Origin of the sequence: Nonomuraea maheshkhaliensis, from assembly GCF_039529435.1 — a bacterium.
In the GTDB taxonomy this organism is placed as follows: domain Bacteria; phylum Actinomycetota; class Actinomycetes; order Streptosporangiales; family Streptosporangiaceae; genus Nonomuraea; species Nonomuraea maheshkhaliensis.
In genome coordinates, this window is record NZ_BAAAMU010000048.1 from 56255 (window position 1) to 76539 (window position 20285).

The window sequence follows — 20285 nt, forward strand, 5'->3', positions numbered from 1 at the left end:
CGCTGTGTCCACATCCACATCAAGGAGAGCATCATGACCTTCAGCCTTTTGTCACTCGTCGTGGACGCCGGGGACCCGGAGAGCGAGAGCTCGTTCTGGCACCGGCTGCTCGGCGGCACGGTCACCAGGACGGCGACGCACCACTTCCTGCGGATCGACGGCTTCCCCGTGATCGTGATCCAGCACGCCCCCGGGCACGTGCCGCCGCAGTGGCCCGGCGGCGTCTCACAACAACTGCACGTCGATCTCGCCACGGACGACATGGCGGGCGCGGACGAGCGAGTGCTCGCGGCCGGCGGCACGCGGCTGAGTCAGGCCGGAGTGTACGCGAGCCCGGCCGGGCATCCCTTCTGCGTCCGTCCGGCCTGAGTCAGCGGGCCGGGCGCATGGCCCTGAGGAAGGCTTCGGCCAGGGCGTCGGCGTAGTCAGGGGTGAGCGGTCCCGTGCGCAGCAGCCAGCGCTGGTAGAGGGGGGCGTACAGCAGCTCGAGGGCCAGGTCGAGATCGGCGTCGGCGGCGAGTTGCCCGGCCCGCTGCGCGCTGCGCAGCCGCTCCTTCTTGGCCTCGTCCACCGGACCGGCCAGCTTCTCGCGGTATTGCGCGGCCAGCGCGGGATCGTTGATGATCTCGGCGTTGAGCGCGCGGATCGGCCCCTCGAACGCCGGGTCGGCGAACTCGGCCACCGTCGCCCGCATCACCGCCTTGAGGTCGGCCGCCACGTCGCCGGTGTCGGGCAGCGCCATGCTCCCCTCGGGCCCGGCCTCGCTCAGGGCGAGGAAGGCGTCGAGGACGACCGCGCCCTTGGAGGGCCACCAGCGGTAGATGGTCTGCTTGCCCACGCCGGCCCGGGCCGCGATGGCCTCGATGGTCAGCTTGGCGTAGCCCACCTCGGAGACCAGCTCGCGGGCGGCGGCGAGGATGGCCTGCCGGGAGCGCTCACTGCGGCGGGCGGGGTCGGGCTGCTTCACCATGGCCGGGATCGTACCACACATGCGAGACGAGACGTTCCGTCTTGACAGTTTAGTGAGACGAGACGTAGCGTCTTGTCTCGTTTGGCGACGAATCTGAACAAAGGGGATTGCAGTGAGCCGAGTGTGGTTCATCACCGGTGCGTCGCGCGGCCTGGGCCGGGCGTTCACGGAAGCGGCCCTGGAGGCGGGGGATCGGGTCATCGGGGCGGCGCGGAACATCGAGCCGCTCGCCGACCTGGCCGCCGAGCATCCGGACCGGCTGGTACGGCTCCCGCTCGACGTGTCCGACCGGGCGGCCGTGTTCGAGGGCGTGGACAAGGCGGTCGCGGCCTTCGGCCGGCTCGACGTCGTGGTCAACAACGCCGGCGCCATGCTGCTCGGCATGGTGGAGGAGGTGACGGAAGAGCAGATCAGGGACCATTTCGCGGTCAACGTGTTCGGCGCGCTCTGGGTCACCCAGGCCGTGCTGCCGCACCTGCGCGCTCAGGGCGGCGGCCGCATCCTCCAGATCACGACGATGGGCACGGGCGGCGGCTTCCCCATGACCGGCCTGTACGCGGCCGGCAAGTCGGCACTCGACTCGATCTCCGAGGCCGTGGCCATGGAGGCGGAGCAGTTCGGGGTCAAGCTCACCATCGTGCAGATGGGCGGCTACGACACCGCCCTGTTCACCACGGGCACGACGACGACCGACCCCTTGCCGCACTACCAGGGGCTGCGCGACCAGCTGATCGAGATGTGGGGCGACGAGGCCGGGCCCGCGCCGAGCACGGCGGCGCCGGTGATCATGGAGCTGGCCGGGCTGGCGGATCCGCCGCGCCGGCTCGTCGTGGGCAGCGCGTCGTACGACATGGTGCTGGCCGGCCTGGAGCAGCGGGTGGCGGCGTACCGGGCCTGGGAAGACCTCAGCCGCAAGGCCGCCGGGTGACGCTCAGATCGCCCGGACTTCGGCGAGCCGCTTGACCGCGTACTCGTCGTCCCAGCAGACGGCGGCCTCCCAGGCGGCCGACGCCTGCGCGGCGACGTCGTACGCGGCGTCGTCCAGGCCGGCGGCGTTGCCGGGCAGCACCAGGTCGAGCTCGGGAACGTCGACGTGCGCCTCGTCCCAGTCGATCAGCGCGACCCGATCAGCGGTCACCCGGACGTTGCCCAGGTTGTTGGAGTCGCCGTGGACGACGCAGGTCTCACGCCCGGCGAGCCGCGCCCACGCCGCCCGGCACCGGGCGACGCCTTCTGCGGGCATCGCGCGGAGGTCGACCTTCGTCCCGGTCTCGGCGTGCAGGAGGTCGGCCGACGACCGCCAGCCCGGGCGCTGCGGCCAGCCCCGCGTCAGCTCGTGCAGCCGGCGGAGCGCCTCGGCCGCACGGCGCCAGTCGGCGTCCGTCTCGGGTGCCAGGCCCTCGACGTAGGTCATCACCACCAGGCCGTCGGCGAACAGCCGTCCGTCCGTCGCCGGGATCGGCACCGGCACGGTCAGACCTTCGCGGTCGAGATGCTGGAGCAGCTCGGTCTCCCACGCGAGGTCGGCGTCGCTCCTGGTGCCGAGCCGGCCGACCGCGAGGCGCCCGCCGACGCGCACACTCCACACGTCGTTGGCGACTCCGCCGGTGAGCGGCTCGACGCGGGCGGCGTCCGCGCCCCACCGCTTGAGTGTCTCCCATCCCATTGAGCAGATCTTACGCGGATCGCCGGTACGCGGCGCTGGAGGTTCAGCGCCGGGCCGCCACGGCGGCGGTGTCCCTGGTCGCGTTGGCCGACAGGTGCAGGCAGGCGGAGATCAGCCGGATCAGGTCCTCGGTGCTGCCGACCTCGCGGACGAGCCCCACGCCGCCGAGGCGCCGCGCCTCAGGCACGTACATGGCGTAGTCGCAGGCCAGCGGGGTGGTGAACTCGATCTCGACGCGCATGCCGTCCGGCACCGGCGGGCACTCCAGCCCGGCGTGACCGGCCACGGCGTCGCGGGCGGCGGCCCTGATGCGCTCGGCGGCCACCGACGGGTGCGTGGAGGTCGCCGCGTGGAAGCCCGCCGCCCGCTTCACCGGCACGGTCAGCACCCCGGGCAGCGCCTTGGCCGCCGCGGCGCAGACCAGGTCGTCGCCGGTGACCAGCCCCACGGGCACGCCCAGCGCCGCGGCGTGAAGGGCGTTGACCTCAAGCTCGCCGACCGGCGCGCCGTTCACCCGGATCTCGCGGAAGGCGCCGGAGAAGCTGTGCGCCAGCACGCCCTGCTCGCCTGCCGCCGCGTGGTAGCCGACGAGCAGGGCGACCGCGTCGCCTTCCGTGATGCCCTGCATCATGGCCAGCGGTTTGGGCGAGCCGGTCACCACCTGGGCGCGCGGGTCCAGCTCGGCGTGGAGCAGGTTGTCCATGCTGCCGTGGCTGTCGTTGACCACGACCTCATCGGCGCCGGCGTCGAAGGCGCCCCTGACGGCGGCGTCGGCCTCGGCGGTCATCAGCCGCTGGGCGCGCGCGTAGCCGGTGCCGCCGCGTACGGCCTGGTCGAGGGTCGCGACGCCCGCGACTCCCTCCATGTCGATCGAGACGAAGACTCGCATGCCCGCGATCTTAGCGATGCCCCTCGTCCGGGACCGGCGCCCGCCCGGCGGCGCGGGGACGCCCTCGCGTGCCCCGCGGCGGAAGTGGTGTCACGAGCGAACCCTGAGGCCGTCCAGGGTGAGATCGAGCAGGCGTTCGGCCTGTTCCCGCTGCTCGGGCGCGGCCGAGCCGAGGGCGATGCCGGCCAGGGCGGCGCCCAGGTCCGCCGGGCTGATGTCGGTACGGATCAGGTCGGCGGCCAGGCAGGCGTCCATCAGGGCGGTGATGGCGTCCTCGATCATCTCCCGGCTGTGCCCGTAGGGGCTCTCGCCCGTGGCCGCGATGGCGCGCAGGGCGTCGGCCATGCCGAGCTTGGCGGTCACGTAGTCGAGGAAGAGCCGCGTCCAGGCGCGCAGGGCTTCGTAGGGCGGATGCGCCGCGAGCAGATCCGGTACGGCGTCGCAGAGCTGGGCCACCTCGTTGCGGTAGACCGCCTCGATCAGCGCCTCCCGGGTGGGGAAGTTGCGATAGAGGGTGGCGGTGCCCACGCCCGCCTCCTTGGCGATGCGTTCCAGGTGGGCGTCCAGTCCCTGCTCGGCGAAGACGCCTGCCGCGGCCGTGATGATCTTGTCTCGGTTGCGGCGCGCGTCGGCCCGCAACGGGCGCGCTGCGTTCTGGCTCATCGGCGGCCCGTCGTCCCCTCTCCGTTTGCTAAACGGAGGCGTGCCCACTTACGCTGCCAATAAGTGGTGGCGCCTCCACTTCCACTGTAGGTCATCGGCCGGCCTGCGCACATACCTTCGGAAGGACTGCTGATCATGACAGGCATCGCGGGAAAAGTGGTGGCGATCACGGGCGCCAGCAGCGGCATCGGCGCGGCCACGGCGACGTACCTCGCGGAGAGAGGCGCCCGGCTGGTGCTCGGCGCGCGCAGGAAGGACCGGCTGCGCGAAGTGGTGGACCAGATCGTCGCCCAGGGCGGCGCGGCCGTCGGGGAGGTCGTCGACGTGACGCGCCGCGAGGATCTGCGGCTGCTCACGGACACGGCGGTCGACCGGTACGGCCGGCTCGACGTCCTGGTCTCCAACGCCGGCACGATGGCGGTCTCACCCTTCGACGACCTGCGCCAGGACGACTGGGACGCGATGGTCGCGACCCACGTCACGGGCCTGCTGAACGGCATCGGCGCGGCCCTGCCCGTCTTCCGGCGGCAGCGCTCGGGCCAGTTCGTCAACGTCGCCTCGACCGCGGCGTACGTCGTGAAATCGCCCCAGGGCGTCTACGCGGCCACCAAGGCGGCGGTCAAGGTGCTGACCGAGGCGCTTCGCCAGGAGTCGGGGCCCGACCTGCGCGTCACCCTCGTCTCACCCGGCTTCACCAACACGGAGGGCGTCGGCAAGGGAGCGGCCCCTGAGACGGCCGCGGCGATGATCCGGCAGCGCGACGAGATCGCCATCCCGCCGTCGGCCATCGCGTCGGCGATCGGCTTCGCGATCGAGCAGCCGGCGGGCGTCGACATCAGCGAGATCGTCGTCCGACCGACCGCCCAAGCCTGACGATCGCGGGCACCGCCGCCCGCCGCGCTCCCACCGGCCCCCCTCACGTCGCCGGCCAGAGACGTGGGCTGACGCCTCTGGTGCGTGCGTCGACGGCGGCCAGGGCGGCCATGCGCAGGGTCAGCACGAGGTCGGATCCGGGGCCGTCGAGGCGAGGCGAGGCGGGGCAACCGTATCCGGTACGGCCAGGCCGTACCGTTCGCAGAAGCAGTCGTGAAGGTCCTGGCTCCCGGGGGAGGGGACGGCACGGTGGGCGGCGGTCACGACCTTCCAGCCGCGCTCAGCCACCAGGTGGGCGAACGCGGACACCAGGCGGGTCTTGCCCTGGCCGCCCGGGCCGTGCAACCAGCGCGCCGCCAGCTGCGGCCCCTCCAGCCACGAGGTCAGGTCGGCGAGTTCAGCTTCGCGCCCGTCGAAGGCGACGACCTCGTAGCGGGCGTCGAGCAGCCTGCTGGGCTGTTCGAGCAGCCAGGCGGCGTCCACGGCCAGTGGTCCCGCCCGCTCGATCAGCGTGTAGACGGGACCCGCGTCCTGGAAGACGTGCAGGTCCGCTCCGATGACGCCGTACGCGAAGCCGGCCTCGGCCTGGACCGTCTGCTGGAAGAGCGGGTCGTTCTCCGAGCCGGGTCGTCGATGTCGCCGTGGATGATGACGTTGCCCCCCTGCGCGGCGAAGAGCCTGCCGTGGTCGCGGGCGATGTTGTTCTGCACCCACGTCATCGACTTCTCGGGGAGCCCGGCCCCTGCAGCTCGGTCACCAGGTCGCGCAGCTCGCCGGCCGGCTCTGGATGCTCTTGGAGCGGATCCTCGACCTTCACGCGTTCTTCGAGCGCAGGATCCGTTCGACCGCGGGCACGATCTCCGCCTCCGCGGGCTGCTTGGCGACGCCGAGCCCGGCCAGCGTGCGCACCACCGGCGCGTCGTCCAGCGACAGGATGCCGAGCAGGAGGTGTTCGGTGCCGACGAAGTCGTGTTCGAGGCGCAGGGCCTCGCGGGCGGCCAGTTCGAGGGCCTTTCTGCCCTGCGCGGTGAACGGTGCCGGCTGGTCGGGCCGCCCGTCGCCGGGGCCGAGGTCGGCCGTGACGGCGTCCCTGACCGCGTCCGAAGAGGCGCCCAGCGCCACCATGGTCGTGGCGGCCAGCCCTTCGGGCTCGCGCAGCAGGCCCAGCACCAGGTGCCCGACCTCGATGTGGGCGTGGCCGCCGGTGCGGGCCTCCTCCTGTGCCTTGACGAGGACGCTGCGTGCCTTGTCGGTGAAGCGGGAGAAGGTGCGCAGGTCGTCCTGAAGGGAACTGGCGTTGCCGCTGCTCTTGGGCACGAAGCGCTTCTGCACGGCCTGCTTGCTGACCCCCATGCTGCGGCCGATGTCGGTCCACGAGGCGCCGGAGCGCCTGGCCTGATCGACGAAGTGGCCGATGAGGTGGTCGGCGACCTCGCCGATGTGCTCGGCCAGGGTGACGGCGTCGGACAGCTCGCCGAGGGGGTCGCCGTCGGGGTGGCGGTCCTTGATCGTGATGATGAGGTCGTCGAGACGTACGTTGCTCTGCATGCCGTCAACGATAGGTTGACGCACCTCAAACGTCAACCATGGGTTGACGGCTAACGGTCATCCGGCCATCGCCTCAGTTCTTCGCGCTCCTGGACGAATTCCTCGCCGAACGGGAGCTGTCGTCGTAGTGCGGGAGCCGGCGGCCTCATGCCGGGACACGTCTCGTCGCCTTCACGTACGACCTGATCATCTCCAGGGACAGGACGATCGCGGCGGCGCCGAGAACCCCGTGGTACCACCGCCAGCCCACGCCGATGCCGACGAAGCCGTCCACGACCATGATGCCGCCCCCGCCCGCGACCGCCAGCCCCATCCCGGCCAGGACGAGCAGCATCAACGCCCTCGGTGCTCTGCGGCCGGCGGGCGTGACCGTGGCCACGGCGACGCACGCGCCCAGTACGCCGGTCGCGGCCGCGAGCCACTGTGCGGTGGCCGCGTCGAGGAAGTAGCCGGCGGTCTCGGCGGCTGACACGGGCGGTCCGCCCGGGAACCCGAGCCGGGCCTGCGCGGCGAAGGCGGCCTTCCCGGCGGCGTAGCCGAGGAACAGGGCCGCCATCAGGTACGCCGGCCAGCGCCGCGGACGATCTGGATCGCTCATGGACCCGAGCGTAGGAAGCGCGGGCGGGGCGTCGCCTCCCCGCGGCGGGGAGGACGGCTCCCTCTCATGGGGGATCAGGCGCGAAAACCCAGGTGAGAATTCCGGACCGCTCGTGCTAGGCAATAGGGCTCATCATCGGACGGGACCAGGGCGGTGCATCGCGTGGCGCGGGCGGCGGAAGACGAGGACGAGCGGAGGCGCCGGAGGCGGTGGCCGCTGCTGACGGCGGTGGCGGTCGACTCCGTGGGCGCGGGCCTGTATCTCCCGCTGTCCCTGCTGTACTTCCTCAAGGTCACCGACCTGGACCTGGCCACCATCGGCCTGCTGGTCAGCGCGACCACGGCGCTGACGCTGCCGGTGCCGATCGTCGTCGGACGGCTGGCCGATCGGTTCGGGCCGCGGCTGGTGGTCGCCGGCGGCCAGGCGCTGCAAGGGGCCGGCTTCCTGCTCTACCTGACGGTCTCCGGGGCGGGCTCGCTGGTGGTGGCCGTCCTGGTGACGATGGCGGGGTCGCGGGTCTACTGGTCCTCGATCTTCACGCTCATCGCCGACCACGCCGACCACACCGGCGCGGGGGAGGCGAAGGATCACTGGTACGCGCGCACGGGGATGATCAGGGAGGCGGGCGCCGGCGGCGGGGCGCTGCTGGCCAGTGCGCTGCTCGCCTTCGACTCCACGGGCGTCTACGACGGGCTGATCCTGGGCAGCGCGCTGGCGTTCCTGGCCGCCGCGCTGCTGGTCGTGCTCGCGGTGCCGGCGCTCCCGCACACCCGGCCGCCGGCCGACGGCCCCTCCGGGCACCGGGCGCTGCTGCGTGACCGGCCCTACCTCGCGCTGATCGGAACGTGCACGATCTTCGCCCTGTGCAGCACGTTCCTCGCCCTGTCGCTGCCCGTCTACGTCGTCCAGGGCTTGTCCGGCCCCGACTGGGTGCCCGGCCCCCTCCTGGCCATGAACACGCTGCTGCTCGCCACCTGCACGGCGTCCCTCACCCGGTTCGTCCGCCGCCACGGCACCCGTGCCCGCGCCCTGACCTGGGCCGGCGCGTTGTGGGCGCTGTGGTGCGCCTTGTCGGCGGCGGCCGTGCTGCTGCCGGCGCAGGCACTGGTGCCCTACCTCGTGGTGGTGGTGGTGGTCTACACCGCCGCGGAGATGATCTCCGGGCCCGCGACGAACGCGCTGGCGGCCGACGCGGCGCCGGCCGGGTCGCGGGGCACGTACCTGGCGGCCTTCCAATACTCCTTCGCCATCGCGAACATCGTCGCGCCCGGCCTGTTCGGCCTGCTCTTCAGCCGGCACCACCAGCTTCCCTGGCTCGTCGTCGGCCTGCTCGCGACGCTGGGCGCGGTCCTCATGCCGCGTCTCGAACGCCGGCTGCCGCAAGAGCGTCAACCGGCCGGGGCCGGGGTGCCGGAGAGCTCGGCATGACAGTCCTGGGACTCAGGTCCCAGACCGCCCGCGTCGGCTTCCCGGCCACAGGGGCTTGACGTCCCTGGAATCGAGGCCGGTCGCGCGCCCCTGTGATCGCAGGCGCCATCCACGCCCTGCTCGATCGATTCGAACGAGGTCCTCATGGCCGACATCGCCGTACGACGCGTCCTGGTCCTGGCCGCCGCCGCGCTCGCCCTGTCCGGCGCCTCGGCTGCCGCAGCGGCAGCCGACGATCCGGAGGAGACCGGCACGATCGAGGGGCCGGGACTCACCGTGATCAGCTACGTACAGGTACAGAACGAGCGCAGCGGCAAGTGCCTGGAGGTCAACCAGGCCGGCTCGGCCAAGGGCGAGGGCAACAACGCCAAACTCCTGCGGTGGAACTGCCACAGGGGTGCTCAGCAGCAGTGGAGACAGCGCTGACCATCAGCGGGATCCTCCGATGATCCGGCCGGGATCAGGCATGGGCGGGCTGGAAGAGTTCGACGAGGTTGCCCGCGGGGTCGGTGAGCAGGATCTGGCGTCCGCCGGGGCCGGCGACCACCTCGCTGACGAACGACGACACGCCGGCGGCACGCAGGCGGGTGATCTCGGCGTCGAGGTCGGCGACGATGAGGTGGATGCGGTTGTGCCCGGCGGCGAGGTCCGCGGGGGTGGCGCGGGCGCCGGAGCTGGCCGGTCCTGACAGCAGCAGCCGCAGCGGCCCGCGTACGACGTCGGCGAAGGCCGGCGCGGCGTCGAGGCGCACGGTGAAGCCCAGGTGCTCGGTGTAGAAGCCGACTGCGGCCGCCACGTCGTCCACGAGGTAGCGGACGCCGGCGAGTTGTTCGGGGGCGGGTGCGGTCATGGCAGGACCTCCTGGGACATGAGGACGGGCAGCAGGTGGCGGACGCGGCTGTCGATCTCCGCCGCGACGCGGTCGAACGCGAGCTGATCACCGCCGGCGGGGTCGGGGATGCTCCAGTGCACCTTCCGGGAACGGGGCCCGAAGCCGGGGCAGACCTCGCGGACCTTGTCGCACAGGCTGATCACGTAGTCGAAGCGGCGGCTGCTCAGGGTGTCCAAATGCCGGGGCCGCCGGCCGCTCACGTCGATGCCGTGGCGCTCGCGCAGGACACGTACGGCCTCCGGATGCAATCGCGCCCGGGGATGGCTGCCCGCGCTGGCCGTCTCGACGCGGCCGGCGGTGTGATGGCGCAGCAGGGCCTCGGCGATCGGGGAGCGGGCGCTGTTGCCGGTGCAGGTGAACAGCACGACGGGCGGACGGCCGGATGCCGGCGCGGGGGAGGGCGGGGCCGGGGCGAGGCGGAGCGCGGGGTGCAGGAGGGCGCCGGTCTCGGCCAGCGCCTGGGCGCAACGTTCCAGGTCGAGGTGATAGTAGCTGTCGCGGGCGTCGAAGCTGCTGCGGCGGGTGGTGACCAGCCCGGCGCCGCGCAGCTGCCGCAGGTGGTAGGAGACCAGGTTCTGCGGCTGCGCGACCAGGTCGACCAGCTCACGGACCCGGTGGTCGCCGGTGGCCAGCTCGGTCAGCAACCGCCATCGGATCGGATGGGCGGCCAGCTGCACGAAGGACGGGGGCGAACTCGCCATGTAGGTGACGATACATCAAACCATTTTGATGCATAAGGCTCGGGCCACGCATGGTCCTGGCTGACACCCGCGACAACCACGTCTGCGCCCCGCTTGACAAGGGCATCCGCCGCGATGGGCCGGAACGCGGCGTCCGACGCCCACGTCTACACCCCCTTCGACGTGGGCGACCCGTCGCGAAGGGCCTGACCGACGCCGCCTGCCCTTTCTTCCGGTCCGCTCCGACATTAGGTTAGGGTTACCTATCTTCTGGAGTGCGGCCTTGTTTGATCATTTCGTCTGGTCCGTCGTGGCGGTTCCGGTGGCGTTGGTCGTGGTCATCGCGCTGCTCGCCGACCGGCTGCCCCCAGCGCGCGCGGCCAGGGTGCTGGCCTGGTCGGCGGCCGGGACCGCGCTGGCGAGCGTGCTCAACGTGGCGGCGTTCGCCGTTGTAGCCGCGGCGGAGATTCCCGTGATCGCCGGATATTTCGGGTGGTCCTACCAGACGGTGATCGCCGATACGGAGCAGGTGCGCTGGGTTCCGTGGTTGTGCGTGGTCCTGCTGGTATGGGCGGCGGTGGCCGCGGGCCGGGTGGTGCGGCGGCATGGTGGCGGGCGTGCCTGGGCGGCGGGGCTGGCCGCGGCCGAAGCACACGACGGGGTGGTCATGGTACGGAGCTCGGCGGTGGACGCGTTCGCCGTGCCGGGCAGGCCCGGCCAGGTCGTGGTCACGACCGGGATGAGGAAGATCCTCACCGACCGGCAGTACGAGGCGCTGCTCGCCCATGAGCGGGCGCATCTCGCTCAGGGCCATCCCCTGCTGGTGCTGCTGAGCGACCTGGCCGGCGCGGTCCAACCGGCGCTGTGGTGGGTCTCCGGCCGGGTCGGCTACCTGAGCGAACGTGCCGCCGACGAGCAGGCGGCGGCGGTGGTCGGCGATCGCACGGTCGTGGCCGGGGCTATCGGGACGGTGGCGCTCGCCGCGCATGGCCGGCCGCCGCTGCAGGACGTCCGGTTCGCGTCGTTCGCCAGGCCGAGGCGCCCTGGCGCGATACCGCGCAGGGTCGCCGCGCTGCTCGGCCACCAGAACGCCGGCGGCCGGGCGTGGCCGGCCGTCATTCCGGCGGTGCTGGCGGTGAGTTCGCTGATCTGGACCGGAGAGGCGCTCTACGATCTGGTCGAACTGCTCGTTCTCGCCCACGATGCCCTGCACTGAACCCACGATCCCCTGCACTGAGGCGACGGCGTCCTGCGCTCAGGCGGCGTCCGAGGACGATCTGCTCATGTCGCCGTCGCCTCGCTCCGGCGGGCCGCATGGTCAGGCCCCCTTCACGAGAACAGGGCGCGCCCCCAATAATCCCCGGCGTCCCTGACACCGGGCGGGCAGGCGAACACGCCGCTCGACACGTGCTTGATGTACTCGTTGAGACGATCGGCTCTGGCCAGCCCCATCTGGACCGGTACGAACTGCGTCCGCGGATCACGCTGGTAGGCGATGAAGAAGAGCCCCGCGTCCAGCCGGCCGAGCCCGTCGGAGCCGTCTACGTAGTTGTAGCCGCGCCGCAGCAGGTGTGCGCCGCCGTGGCTGCTGGGGTGCGCCAGCCGTACGTGGGCGTCGGGCCGCATGGCCGCCAGGTCGACCGGGTCGAACTCGTTCTTCCTGCCCACCGGCGCGCCCTCGCCCTTGCTGCGGCCGAAGATCTCCTCCTGCTCGCGCAGCGAGGTGCGATCCCACGTCTCGACGATCATGCGGATCTTCCTGGTCACCAGGTAGCTGCCGCCCGTCATCCAGCCGGCGCCGTCCTCCGCCCTGGCCCAGAGCTGATCGCGCAGCAGGGCCGCGTCCTCCAGCTTCATGTTGTTGGTGCCGTCCTTGAAGCCCATCAGGTTGCGCGGGGTCACCTGGGCGCGCGAGGTGGAGGACGTGCGGCCGAAGCCGAGCTGCGACCAGCGCACCGACACCTTGCCGAAGCCGATCCTGGTCAGGTTGCGGATGGCGTGCACGGCGACCTGCGGATCGTGCGCGCACGCCTGCACGCACAGGTCGCCTCCCGAGATCTCCGGCACCAGCTGCTCGCCGGGGAACTTCGGCAGGTCGGCCAGGGCCGCGGGGCGCCTTTCGGCCAGCCCGAAGCGGCGGTCGAACAGGGACGGGCCGAACCCGATCGTCAGCGTCAGCCCCGAGGCGGGCAGGCCGAGCGCCTCACCGGTGTCGTCGGGCGCGGCCTCGGGCGAGCCGCCGACCGCGCCCAAGGCGCCGGCCTCCCTGCCCTGGGTGAGCCGGGCGGCCGCGGCCGTCCACTCCTGCAGCAGGTCCACCAGCTCGGCCCGCTTGTCGGTGACGACGTCGAAGGCGACGAAGTGCAGCCGATCCTGGGCGGGGGTGACGATGCCCGCCTGGTGCTCGCCGTAGAAGGGGAAGGGGGCGGCGGTGCCGCCGTCCGCGGCCACCGGCTCCTCGACGAGCGAGCGGGAGGCGATCACGCCGGCGCCCGCTGCCGCGACCCCGGCCGCGCCGAGGCCGAAGACCTTCCTGCGACTCAGCCGTCCGTTCATCGCGCCACGATCGGTGCGATCTTGCTGATCGGCTCGGCCAGCGCGTTGATCACATCGGACAGGCTCTTCAGCTCGGACTTCGACAGCTCGTCGTGCAGCCGCCAGCCGTCGCCCTTGCGGTGCTCGCCCAGCTCGGCCTCGGCGGCGGCGAACTTCTCGTCCAGGGTCTCGACCAGGTCGGGCGCCCGCTCCTCCAGCACCGGGCGCAGCGCCTGCACCGCGGCCTTGGAGCCCTGGAGGTTGGCGTCGAAGTCCCACAGGTCGGTGTGCGACCAGGTGTCCTCCTCGCCGGTGATCTTCCCGGTGGCCACCTCGTCGAGCAGTTCCTTGGCGCCGTTGGCCAGGTTGAGCGGGGTCAGCTCGGCGGCGTTGGCCTTGGTCACGATGGTCTTGACATCGGCGATGAGCTTGTCGGCGACGGGCCCGTCCTCGCTGACGTCCTCGGTGACCCACAGATCCTTCTCGATCTTGTGGAAGCCGGTCCACTCCTCGCCGTCGGCCAGGTCCGCCTCGCGGGCGTCGATGGCCGGGTCGAGGTCGCCGAAGATCTCCGCCACCGGCTCGATGCGCTCCCAGTACGTACGCGAGACAGGGAAGAGCTCCTTGGCCTTGCCGATGTCGCCCGCCTTGACCGCGTCCACGAACTCCTGCGTCTTGACCAGCAGCGTGTCACTCTGCGCCTTGACGTAGCGCTGGTAGCTTCTGGTGGCCTCGGCGAGCTTGGCGTCGGCGGTGAGCGGTTTGTGCTCGCCACTCACCTTCAGCGGGTTACGGATGCCCTTGCCGATCATGCCGGGTTTGCACGCCGTCTCGTACGTCCCGGCCGGCAGCTCGGCGATCAGCTCGCGGGTCAGCCCGGGGACGATGTTCTCCACCTCGGCCAGCACCCGGTCGCCCGCGGCGTAGACGTAGAACTCGGTCACCTTGCTGCCGCCGTTCGTGATCGCGAACGTGCTGGTGCCCGCGGGGACCTCCGAGACGGCGACCTTGCACTCGGTGTCGCTCGCGGCCACGGCGACCTTGCCCGGCTTCGGCGCCGTGCCCGGAGCGGGGGCCTCCGCCGCGCAGGCACTCAGCGCGGTCAGCGTGCCCAGGGCGAGCGCGCCGGTGGTGAGACGGATGGTGACGGACATGGTGCTCCTGTTCAGACCGCGGGCGCGGGGGAAGGCTGGGTGCGCGAGGGACGCAGGAAGAGGAAGAGCGTGGGGAGCAGGTAGACGGCCCAGGCGACGGTCTCGGCGACGCTGGGCTGCGGGGTGATGTTGAGCATTCCGGCCAGCAGGGCGCCGTACCAGGAGTCGGCGGGCAGGACGGCGCTGAGGTCGAAGGCATAGGTGCTGAGGCCGGGCAGGAGGTTCGCCTCTTGCAGGTCGTGCACGCCGTACTTGAAGATGCCCGCCGCGACCAGGATGAGCAGCAGGCCGGTCCAGGTGAAGAACCTGGTGAGGTTGATGCGGACGGCGGACTGGTAGAGGCCGTAGCCGAGCGCCACCGCGGCGAGCAGGCCGAGGCTGATGCCGATGAGCGGCTGGGCCGAGGTGGTCGCGCCCTGCACCGAGGCGAAGAAGAGCAGGGCGGTCTCCAGCCCTTCGCGCGCCACGGCCAGGAAGGCCATGACGACGACGGCCGCCGGCCCGAGCTCCAGCGCGCCGGCGAGCTTGCCGCGCAGTTCGCCGGAGAGCGCGCGGGCGGCCCGCCGCATCCAGAAGATCATCCAGGTGACGAAGACGACGGCCAGCAGCGAGGTGATCGCGTCGAAGAGCTCCTGCCCGGTGTGGCCGAGACTGGCGGCGGTGAAGGTCAGGAACGCCCCGAAACCGACAGAGAGCGCCACGGCGGCCAGCACGCCGGTCCAGACGTGCGGCAACCGGTCCGAGCGGTCGCTCTTGACCAGGAAAGCGACCAGCACCGAGACGACCAGGGCCGCCTCCAGTCCTTCGCGCAGGCCGATGAGAAAGCTGGCGAACACCATTGCTCCAATGCTTCGAGCGAGCGGGACCGACACGCCGCCCTGCTACACGCTTGTAGAAGTTAACATAGGCTCACCTAACTAGCCAGGCGGCCCGGTAGGGTGGGCGCGATGAAGGAAGATCCGGCCGGTGGCTCTCCTGATCACGGCCGGCGCCGCCGGCCCGGCGAGCTGGAGGCGGCGATCCTCGCCACCCTGCGCGACGCGGGGCGCTCGCTCACCTCCGGTCAGGTCCGCGATCTCCTCGCCCCCGAGGGCGGGCTGTCCTACAGCGCCGTCGTCACCACGCTGGTCCGCCTGCACAGAAGGAAGGCGGTCACCCGCCGCAGGGAGGGGCGCGCCTACCGCTACGGCGCGCTCACGGACGCCGCCGGGCTGGTCGCACAGCGGATGAGCGCCCTGCTCGACGCCGAGGACGACCGTGCGACCGTGCTGCGGAGGTTCGTGAACGAGCTGCATCCGGGCGACGAGGAGCTCCTGCGCCGGTTGCTGGCCGACGAGCCGGGTGAAACGCCGTAGGTCGCTCGGGTGGCAGGAATTGGTACCCGCCGATAGGGTCCGATCCGTGGGGCGATCGAGGACCAGTTCCGGACCGGCCGAGGACCTGCTCATCGAACTCGACCGCGACGCCGGAGTGCCATTGCACCGGCAGATCGAGGCGTCCATCCGGGCGAGCGTCCGGGCCGGCCGGTTGCGCGCCGGCGCCTCGCTGCCGCCTACCCGCACCCTCGCCGCCGGGCTCGGGGTCTCCCGCGGGGTGATCGTGGAGGCGTACCAGCAGCTCGTGGCCGAGGGCTACCTGACCAGCCGGTCGGGCGGTTACACCCAGGTCGCCGCGCCGATCCCGCCGGCCGCCGACACGGCCCCCGCGGCTTCCGGCACACGGCCGGCCGCGGACGGCCCCGGCTTCAGGGTCGACTTCGGGTACGGACGCACCGACGTGTCGCAGTTCCCCCGGGCCGCCTGGCTGCGCTCGGTCCGCAGCGTGCTCACCACCACGCCCAACGACCGGTTCGCCTACCTCGACGGGCGGGGCGTGCCGGAGCTGCGCCAGGCCCTGTGCGACTACCTCAACCGGGTGCGCGGCACCCAGGCCGTGCCCGGCCACACGGTCGTCTGCAACGGCTACGCGCAGGGCATCTCGCTGCTGATCCAGGTGCTCGCGCGGCGCGGCGCCAGGCGGATCGCCGTGGAGGACCCCTCCTCCGCCGACGACGCCCGGCCGCTGGCCGAGGCCGCGGGACTAGACGTGATCGGCATCCCGGTGGGCCAGGAAGGCGTCCGGATCGACGCCCTCAGCCAGGCCGACGCCGACGCGCTGATCCTCACGCCGTCGCACCAGTGGCCGACCGGCGGCGTGCTCTCGGCGGCGGCCAGGGCCGAGGTGATCCGCTGGGCCAGGCGCCGCGACGCGATCGTGATCGAGGACGACTACGACGCGGAGTACCGCTACGACCGGTCTCCGGTGGGCGCCATGCAGGGCCTGGCCCCCGATCACGTCGTCTACTGCGGCACGGCCAGTAAGACGCTCGCGCCGGGGCTGCGGCTCGGCTGGCTGGTGCTGCCCGCCCACCTGGTCGCCGACGTCGCCTCGGCGAAGCTGCTCGCCGACCGGGGATCGGCGGTCATCGACCAGCTGACGTTCGCCGACTTCCTCGGCCGCGGCGAGTTCGACCGTCACCTGCGCCGGATGCGTCCGGTGTACCGGCGCCGCCGTGACGCGCTGCTGGACGCGCTGCGCACCCGGCTGGCGGAGCTGCGGCCGGCCGGCATCGCCGCCGGGCAGCACGTGGTCGCCTGGCTCCCGCCCGACCTGGACGAGGCGGCGGTGGTGGCCGCCGCCGCCCGGCACGGGCTCGGCATCCAGGGCGTCGGGCCGTTCCGGGTCACCCCCGCCGGGCCCGGTGGCCTGATCTTCGGTTACGCCATCCTCGGCGAGAGCGCCATCGCCGAGGGGGTCGCGCTGCTCGCGACGGCCATCAGGGAGGTACGAGACTCCTGACGCGGCCCCGTCACCGGGCTTGACCCCTGCGCCGATCACTGGGCGGGACGGATGTTCTGGTTCAGGTGGAACACGTTCGCCGGGTCGTACGCCGTCTTCACCGCGGTCAGCCGGGCCAGCTTCGCGGCCGAGTACGCCCGCCGCACCCCCCGCTGCCCGTCGGCCAGTTCGTCGGCCGTCAGGGAGTTGACGTAGATCCCGCTGGCATACGGTTCCAGCGCGGCCCCGGCGGCACGGGCGGCTCCCATCCTGACGTCGTCCTCCGCCTGGTCGCTCCACCGGGAGCCGGCCCCGAACTCGAACATCGTGTCGCGGTGGCTGAACGCCGCGTCCTCCTCCGGCACCTCGGCGATCGCGCCCCCGTGCGCCTGCAGACCGACCCCCGGCAGGTCCAGGCCGGCGCTCAGATCGCAGGCCCCGCGCAGCAGGAACGCCTCGATGGCCGCGGTGGGGAAACTACGCAGGTAGTGCGCCTTGGAGTAGCGGCGGTAGGCGTGCCCGCCGGTGGAGTCCTCACGCTGCTGCAGTTCGAGGTACGACGGCGTGGTGACGCGGGAGGCGACGGGCCGCCCGAGCGCCCGCATCGCGGGCAGCAGCCGGCGGCCGTCGTCCGGGTCGCCCACCCACACGAACCCCACCGTGGCGATAGGGCCGGAGGGGGTGCCGGAGACGCCGGCGGTGAACGTCGCCTGCCGGGGCGCGGCGGCGTTCAGATCGCGCCAGCCCTCGATCACCGGGACGGCGTCCTCGGCGCGGAAGTCGAACTCGGCGACCAGCGTCCGCGTGCCGGTGTGATGCAACTCGAACTCGAACTCGGTGACGACGCCGAAGTTGCCGCCACCGCCGCGCAGGCCCCAGAACAGGTCGGGGTTGTCGGTACGGCTGGCGGTCACCACGTCGCCCTCGGCGGTGACCATCGTGTAGGAGACGACGTTGTCGCAGGCCAGGCCGTGCTGGCGGGCCAGCCAGCCCATGCCGCCGCCGAGCGTGAGCCCGCCGACGCCGGTGTGGGAGACGTTGCCGGCGGTGGTGGCCAGGCCGTAGGGCTGGGACGCCCGGTCCAGCGCGCCGAGCAGCGCGCCGCCCTGCACCCGGGCGCGGCGGCGGGCCGGGTCGACGAGCACGCCGCCCATGGGCGTCAGATCGATCATGAGACCCCCGTCGGGCACCGCGAAGCCGGCGGCGTTGTGGCCGCCGCAGCGGACGCCGATCTCCAGGTCCAGCTCCCGGGCCAGCCGCACGGCGGCGACCACGTCGGCGACGCCCGCCGCGCGGACGATCATGCGTGGCCGCCGGTCGATCATGGCGTTCCAGACGGTTCGGGCGTCGTCGTAGCCGGCGTCGCCAGGGGTGAGCACCTGGCCGTCGAAGCAGGTCGCTGTTGTCATGCCCTCAGACTGGCAGGAATCGGTACCCTCGATAAGGTCCGATCTGACCACCTGATCGAGGACCAATTTACGCGTGAAGAAACCGCCGGAAAAATCATCGGCCGCGGCTGTCGGATCCGGCCCGCGTCGTTCGTAGCCAGGGTGAAGGGCCGCCCGCGAGGGGCGCGTCACGACCGAGGGAGAGACCGACCGATGCTGCCGCACCCCAAGGCCAAGATCCACCGCATGTTCGAGCTCCTGGAGCCGATCGGCACCATCTCCTTCTCCGAGGCGGCGAACGAGGCGTTCATGGCGCTCGGCATGCGTAACTTCTGGGACGGATACTTCGCGGGCCGGGCCGCGCCGCTGGGCCGGGCGCCGGCCGGAGTGGTGCACGCGGTCTTCTACAACTTCACCGAGGGCGAGGTGGCGCGCCACATCCCCTGGGTCTGGGGGAAGATCAGCCCGCAGGAGGCGATCGCCGTACGCGAGCGGAGCAGCGCCGCCGTGCTGCGGCAGCGGATCGGGGAGCCCGCCAGCGCCCCCGGTCTGGTGCGGGCCGCCGACCTCGCCACCCGGGCGGCGCTCAGCGCGCCGGCCGAGGGCCGGGCGCTGTACGCCGGGCTCCGCGAGCTCGACGTGCCCGAGGAGCCGTTGGCCAGGCTGTGGCACGCGGCGACGCTGCTGCGGGAGCACCGGGGCGACGGCCACAACGCCGTGCTGGTCGCCCACGGCATCGGCGGCACCGAGGCCCACGTCCTCATGGCTCTCGCCCTCGGGATGAGGGCGGAGGAGTTCGGCCGGATCCACCACCTGCCCAAGGCGCGGCTGGCCGCCGTCGTCGAGGGGCTGCGCCGCCGCGGTCTCGTGGATGACGCCGGCGGGTTCACCGACGCCGGCCGGGAGACCAAGGAGCGGATCGAGGCGCTCACCGACGAGCTGGCCGCGCCGGCGTACGACGTGCCCGGCGCGGACGACCTCGACGAGCTGATCGCGGGACTCGAACCGATCGCCGCCGCGCTCTAGAGCGGGCGGGCGGCACGGCTGGGCGCTATGGTGGGTGAGTGGACACTTACTGACCCCCTAGAAGGAGCGGACCGGCATGAGGCTCACCGTCTTCGGAGCGACCGGCGGCACCGGTCTTGAGCTCCTGCGTCAGGGGCTGGCGCAAGCCCACGAGATGACGGCGGTCGTCCGCGACGCCTCCCGGCTCCCCGCCGACCTGCGTGACCGCCTCGACGTCGTGGAGGCCGACGTCATGGACGCCGACGCCGTCGTGCCGGCGGTCAAGGACCGCGACGCCGTGCTGAGCGCGATGGGCACGCGCGAGCGCGGCCCCACCACCGTGCACTCCGCCGGCATCGCCTCCATCATGGCCGCCATGCGCCGCACGGGCTCGCGCCGCCTGCTGATGGTCAGCGCCTCGGGCATGGTGACCGGCCCCGACGACGGGCCTTTGGTCCGGTACGTGGTCAAACCGCTCATCGTCCAACGCCTGTTCCGCCATTCGTATGCCGACCTGGCCCGGGCCGAAGGGCTGCTGCGGGCCGCCGACCTGGACTGGACGATCGTGCGCCCGTCCCGCCTGACCGACGCCGGCCCCACCGGCTCCTACCGCACGGCCGTCGACCGCAACCTCAAGGGCGGCATGAACACCACCCGCGCCGACCTGGCCGCCTGCATGCTGGAGCTGATCGGCGACGCCACCTCGGTGCGGCACGTCGTCTCGGTGGCCACCTGACCCGCCGCGCTCAGGAGAGGAGCGCCGCCGGGTCGCGCTCGGGCGGCCCGGCCGGCCACCATTCGCCTTCGTGCAGCGTGAAGGGGTACCAGCGGCCGTCGCGGCCGTAGCGCAGTTGCAGGGAGCCGAGCGTCCAGCGGTTGCGCCAGATCCGCACCTCCGGCGGGGTCTCTCCCTCCCAGGCGGCCGCCAGCAGCGCCTGGGCCCTGGCCACGTCGCGGCGCGGCGGCGTCCAGGCGGTTTCGAGGTACTCCAGGCCGTCCGCGCCGCCGGACCTCCAGGCCCGCACGGCGGCCTCCGACGGCCCGCCGAGGTCGTGCTCGGCGGCCAGCCTGACGTGATCCTGGTGTTCGCTCAGCTCCGGCAGGCGCCCGCGCAGCAGCAGCTCGCGGGCCCGCGCGGCGGCGGAGGCGCGCAGCCCGGCCAGCGCGGCCAGCTCCACG

At 72.4% G+C, this 20285-nt stretch carries 23 protein-coding genes and 1 pseudogene; 10 read left to right on the forward strand and 14 right to left on the reverse strand.

All coding sequences use genetic code 11. The annotated features are described in order from the left end of the window. Positions 1-33: 33 nt before the first annotated feature. Complete coding sequence (locus ABFX54_RS28895; RefSeq protein ID WP_346109704.1) at positions 34-369, forward strand: VOC family protein; 336 nt, start codon at positions 34-36, stop codon at positions 367-369. Between the two features lies 1 nt (position 370). Here ABFX54_RS28895 and ABFX54_RS28900 read toward each other — a convergent pair whose 3' ends face one another. Beyond that, a complete protein-coding gene (locus tag ABFX54_RS28900) occupies positions 371-970 on the reverse strand; it encodes a TetR/AcrR family transcriptional regulator (RefSeq protein ID WP_346109705.1) in 600 nt (199 codons plus the stop codon). Between the two features lie 112 nt (positions 971-1082). On the opposite strand from ABFX54_RS28900, the gene ABFX54_RS28905 reads away from it, so the two are divergent. Beyond that, the gene (locus tag ABFX54_RS28905) at positions 1083-1898 is read left to right on the forward strand and encodes an SDR family NAD(P)-dependent oxidoreductase (protein WP_346109706.1); all 816 of its coding nucleotides are present in this window, start codon (positions 1083-1085) and stop codon (positions 1896-1898) included. 3 nt (positions 1899-1901) lie between these two features. Here ABFX54_RS28905 and ABFX54_RS28910 read toward each other — a convergent pair whose 3' ends face one another. From ABFX54_RS28910 to ABFX54_RS28920, 3 genes are all read right to left on the reverse strand, one after another. After that, positions 1902-2636, reverse strand: coding sequence for a phosphotransferase enzyme family protein (locus ABFX54_RS28910; protein WP_346109707.1), 735 nt, complete (start codon positions 2634-2636; stop codon positions 1902-1904). Between the two features lie 43 nt (positions 2637-2679). Next, entirely contained in the window at positions 2680-3525 is an 846-nt protein-coding gene (locus ABFX54_RS28915; RefSeq protein WP_346109708.1) for a M55 family metallopeptidase, read from the reverse strand. A gap of 90 nt (positions 3526-3615) precedes the next feature. Beyond that, positions 3616-4188: a TetR/AcrR family transcriptional regulator gene (locus tag ABFX54_RS28920; protein WP_346109709.1), complete on the reverse strand. Its 573-nt coding sequence runs from the start codon at positions 4186-4188 to the stop codon at positions 3616-3618. A gap of 135 nt (positions 4189-4323) precedes the next feature. Here ABFX54_RS28920 and ABFX54_RS28925 point away from each other — a divergent pair, with 135 nt between their 5' ends. After that, complete coding sequence (locus ABFX54_RS28925) at positions 4324-5061, forward strand: SDR family oxidoreductase (protein WP_346109710.1); 738 nt, start codon at positions 4324-4326, stop codon at positions 5059-5061. A gap of 120 nt (positions 5062-5181) precedes the next feature. Here ABFX54_RS28925 and ABFX54_RS28930 read toward each other — a convergent pair whose 3' ends face one another. The 3 genes from ABFX54_RS28930 to ABFX54_RS28940 all read right to left on the reverse strand — a co-directional run bounded on the left by ABFX54_RS28930 (position 5182) and on the right by ABFX54_RS28940 (position 7207). Continuing rightward, on the reverse strand, positions 5182-5775 hold the full coding sequence (locus tag ABFX54_RS28930) for an ATP-binding protein (RefSeq protein ID WP_346109711.1): 594 nt from the start codon (positions 5773-5775) through the stop codon (positions 5182-5184). Between the two features lie 99 nt (positions 5776-5874). After that, complete coding sequence (locus ABFX54_RS28935) at positions 5875-6609, reverse strand: Clp protease N-terminal domain-containing protein (RefSeq protein WP_346109712.1); 735 nt, start codon at positions 6607-6609, stop codon at positions 5875-5877. Positions 6610-6754: 145 nt separating this feature from the next. Beyond that, entirely contained in the window at positions 6755-7207 is a 453-nt protein-coding gene (locus tag ABFX54_RS28940) for a hypothetical protein (RefSeq protein ID WP_346109713.1), read from the reverse strand. A gap of 162 nt (positions 7208-7369) precedes the next feature. On the opposite strand from ABFX54_RS28940, the gene ABFX54_RS28945 reads away from it, so the two are divergent. Then, positions 7370-8635 (forward strand): MFS transporter, encoded by a 1266-nt coding sequence (locus tag ABFX54_RS28945; protein ID WP_346109714.1) that lies wholly within the window; start codon positions 7370-7372, stop codon positions 8633-8635. Positions 8636-8779: 144 nt separating this feature from the next. Then, on the forward strand, positions 8780-9061 hold the full coding sequence (locus ABFX54_RS28950) for an RICIN domain-containing protein (RefSeq protein ID WP_346109715.1): 282 nt from the start codon (positions 8780-8782) through the stop codon (positions 9059-9061). 34 nt (positions 9062-9095) lie between these two features. On the opposite strand, the gene ABFX54_RS28955 is transcribed toward ABFX54_RS28950, so the two are convergent. Both ABFX54_RS28955 and ABFX54_RS28960 read right to left on the reverse strand, forming a co-directional pair. Next, complete coding sequence (locus ABFX54_RS28955) at positions 9096-9485, reverse strand: VOC family protein (RefSeq protein ID WP_346109716.1); 390 nt, start codon at positions 9483-9485, stop codon at positions 9096-9098. Next, on the reverse strand, positions 9482-10228 hold the full coding sequence (locus ABFX54_RS28960; protein ID WP_346109717.1) for an arsenate reductase/protein-tyrosine-phosphatase family protein: 747 nt from the start codon (positions 10226-10228) through the stop codon (positions 9482-9484). Before ABFX54_RS28960 ends, ABFX54_RS28955 begins: the two co-directional genes overlap by 4 nt. Positions 10229-10490: 262 nt before the next feature. Here ABFX54_RS28960 and ABFX54_RS28965 point away from each other — a divergent pair, with 262 nt between their 5' ends. Next, positions 10491-11423, forward strand: coding sequence for a M56 family metallopeptidase (locus ABFX54_RS28965; RefSeq protein ID WP_346109718.1), 933 nt, complete (start codon positions 10491-10493; stop codon positions 11421-11423). Positions 11424-11536: 113 nt separating this feature from the next. Here the strand turns inward: ABFX54_RS28965 and efeB are convergent, their stop codons facing one another. From efeB to efeU, 3 genes are read right to left on the reverse strand one after another with little or no spacing between them, the layout of a single operon-like run. Next, positions 11537-12763, reverse strand: a complete 1227-nt coding sequence (efeB, locus tag ABFX54_RS28970) for an iron uptake transporter deferrochelatase/peroxidase subunit (protein ID WP_346109719.1) — start codon at positions 12761-12763, stop codon at positions 11537-11539. Then, positions 12760-13896, reverse strand: coding sequence for an iron uptake system protein EfeO (gene efeO / locus ABFX54_RS28975; protein ID WP_346109720.1), 1137 nt, complete (start codon positions 13894-13896; stop codon positions 12760-12762). Before efeO ends, efeB begins: the two co-directional genes overlap by 4 nt. A gap of 11 nt (positions 13897-13907) precedes the next feature. After that, the gene (efeU, locus tag ABFX54_RS28980; RefSeq protein ID WP_346109721.1) at positions 13908-14735 is read right to left on the reverse strand and encodes an iron uptake transporter permease EfeU; all 828 of its coding nucleotides are present in this window, start codon (positions 14733-14735) and stop codon (positions 13908-13910) included. 108 nt (positions 14736-14843) lie between these two features. Between efeU and ABFX54_RS28985 the strand changes: the two genes are divergently transcribed. Both ABFX54_RS28985 and pdxR read left to right on the forward strand, forming a co-directional pair. Next, on the forward strand, positions 14844-15251 hold the full coding sequence (locus ABFX54_RS28985; RefSeq protein WP_346109722.1) for a BlaI/MecI/CopY family transcriptional regulator: 408 nt from the start codon (positions 14844-14846) through the stop codon (positions 15249-15251). Positions 15252-15297: 46 nt separating this feature from the next. Beyond that, a complete protein-coding gene (gene pdxR / locus ABFX54_RS28990) occupies positions 15298-16734 on the forward strand; it encodes a MocR-like pyridoxine biosynthesis transcription factor PdxR (protein ID WP_346109723.1) in 1437 nt (478 codons plus the stop codon). Between the two features lie 35 nt (positions 16735-16769). Here the strand turns inward: pdxR and ABFX54_RS28995 are convergent, their stop codons facing one another. Beyond that, entirely contained in the window at positions 16770-18122 is a 1353-nt protein-coding gene (locus ABFX54_RS28995; protein WP_346109724.1) for an FAD-binding oxidoreductase, read from the reverse strand. 192 nt (positions 18123-18314) lie between these two features. On the opposite strand from ABFX54_RS28995, the gene ABFX54_RS29000 reads away from it, so the two are divergent. Then, a complete protein-coding gene (locus ABFX54_RS29000) occupies positions 18315-19127 on the forward strand; it encodes an SCO6745 family protein (RefSeq protein ID WP_346109725.1) in 813 nt (270 codons plus the stop codon). Positions 19128-19203: 76 nt separating this feature from the next. Beyond that, positions 19204-19842, forward strand: a complete 639-nt coding sequence (locus ABFX54_RS29005; RefSeq protein WP_346109726.1) for an NAD(P)-dependent oxidoreductase — start codon at positions 19204-19206, stop codon at positions 19840-19842. Between the two features lie 10 nt (positions 19843-19852). Here the strand turns inward: ABFX54_RS29005 and ABFX54_RS29010 are convergent. Continuing rightward, positions 19853-20285: pseudogene (locus tag ABFX54_RS29010) on the reverse strand (SWIM zinc finger family protein); the annotation flags it as partial.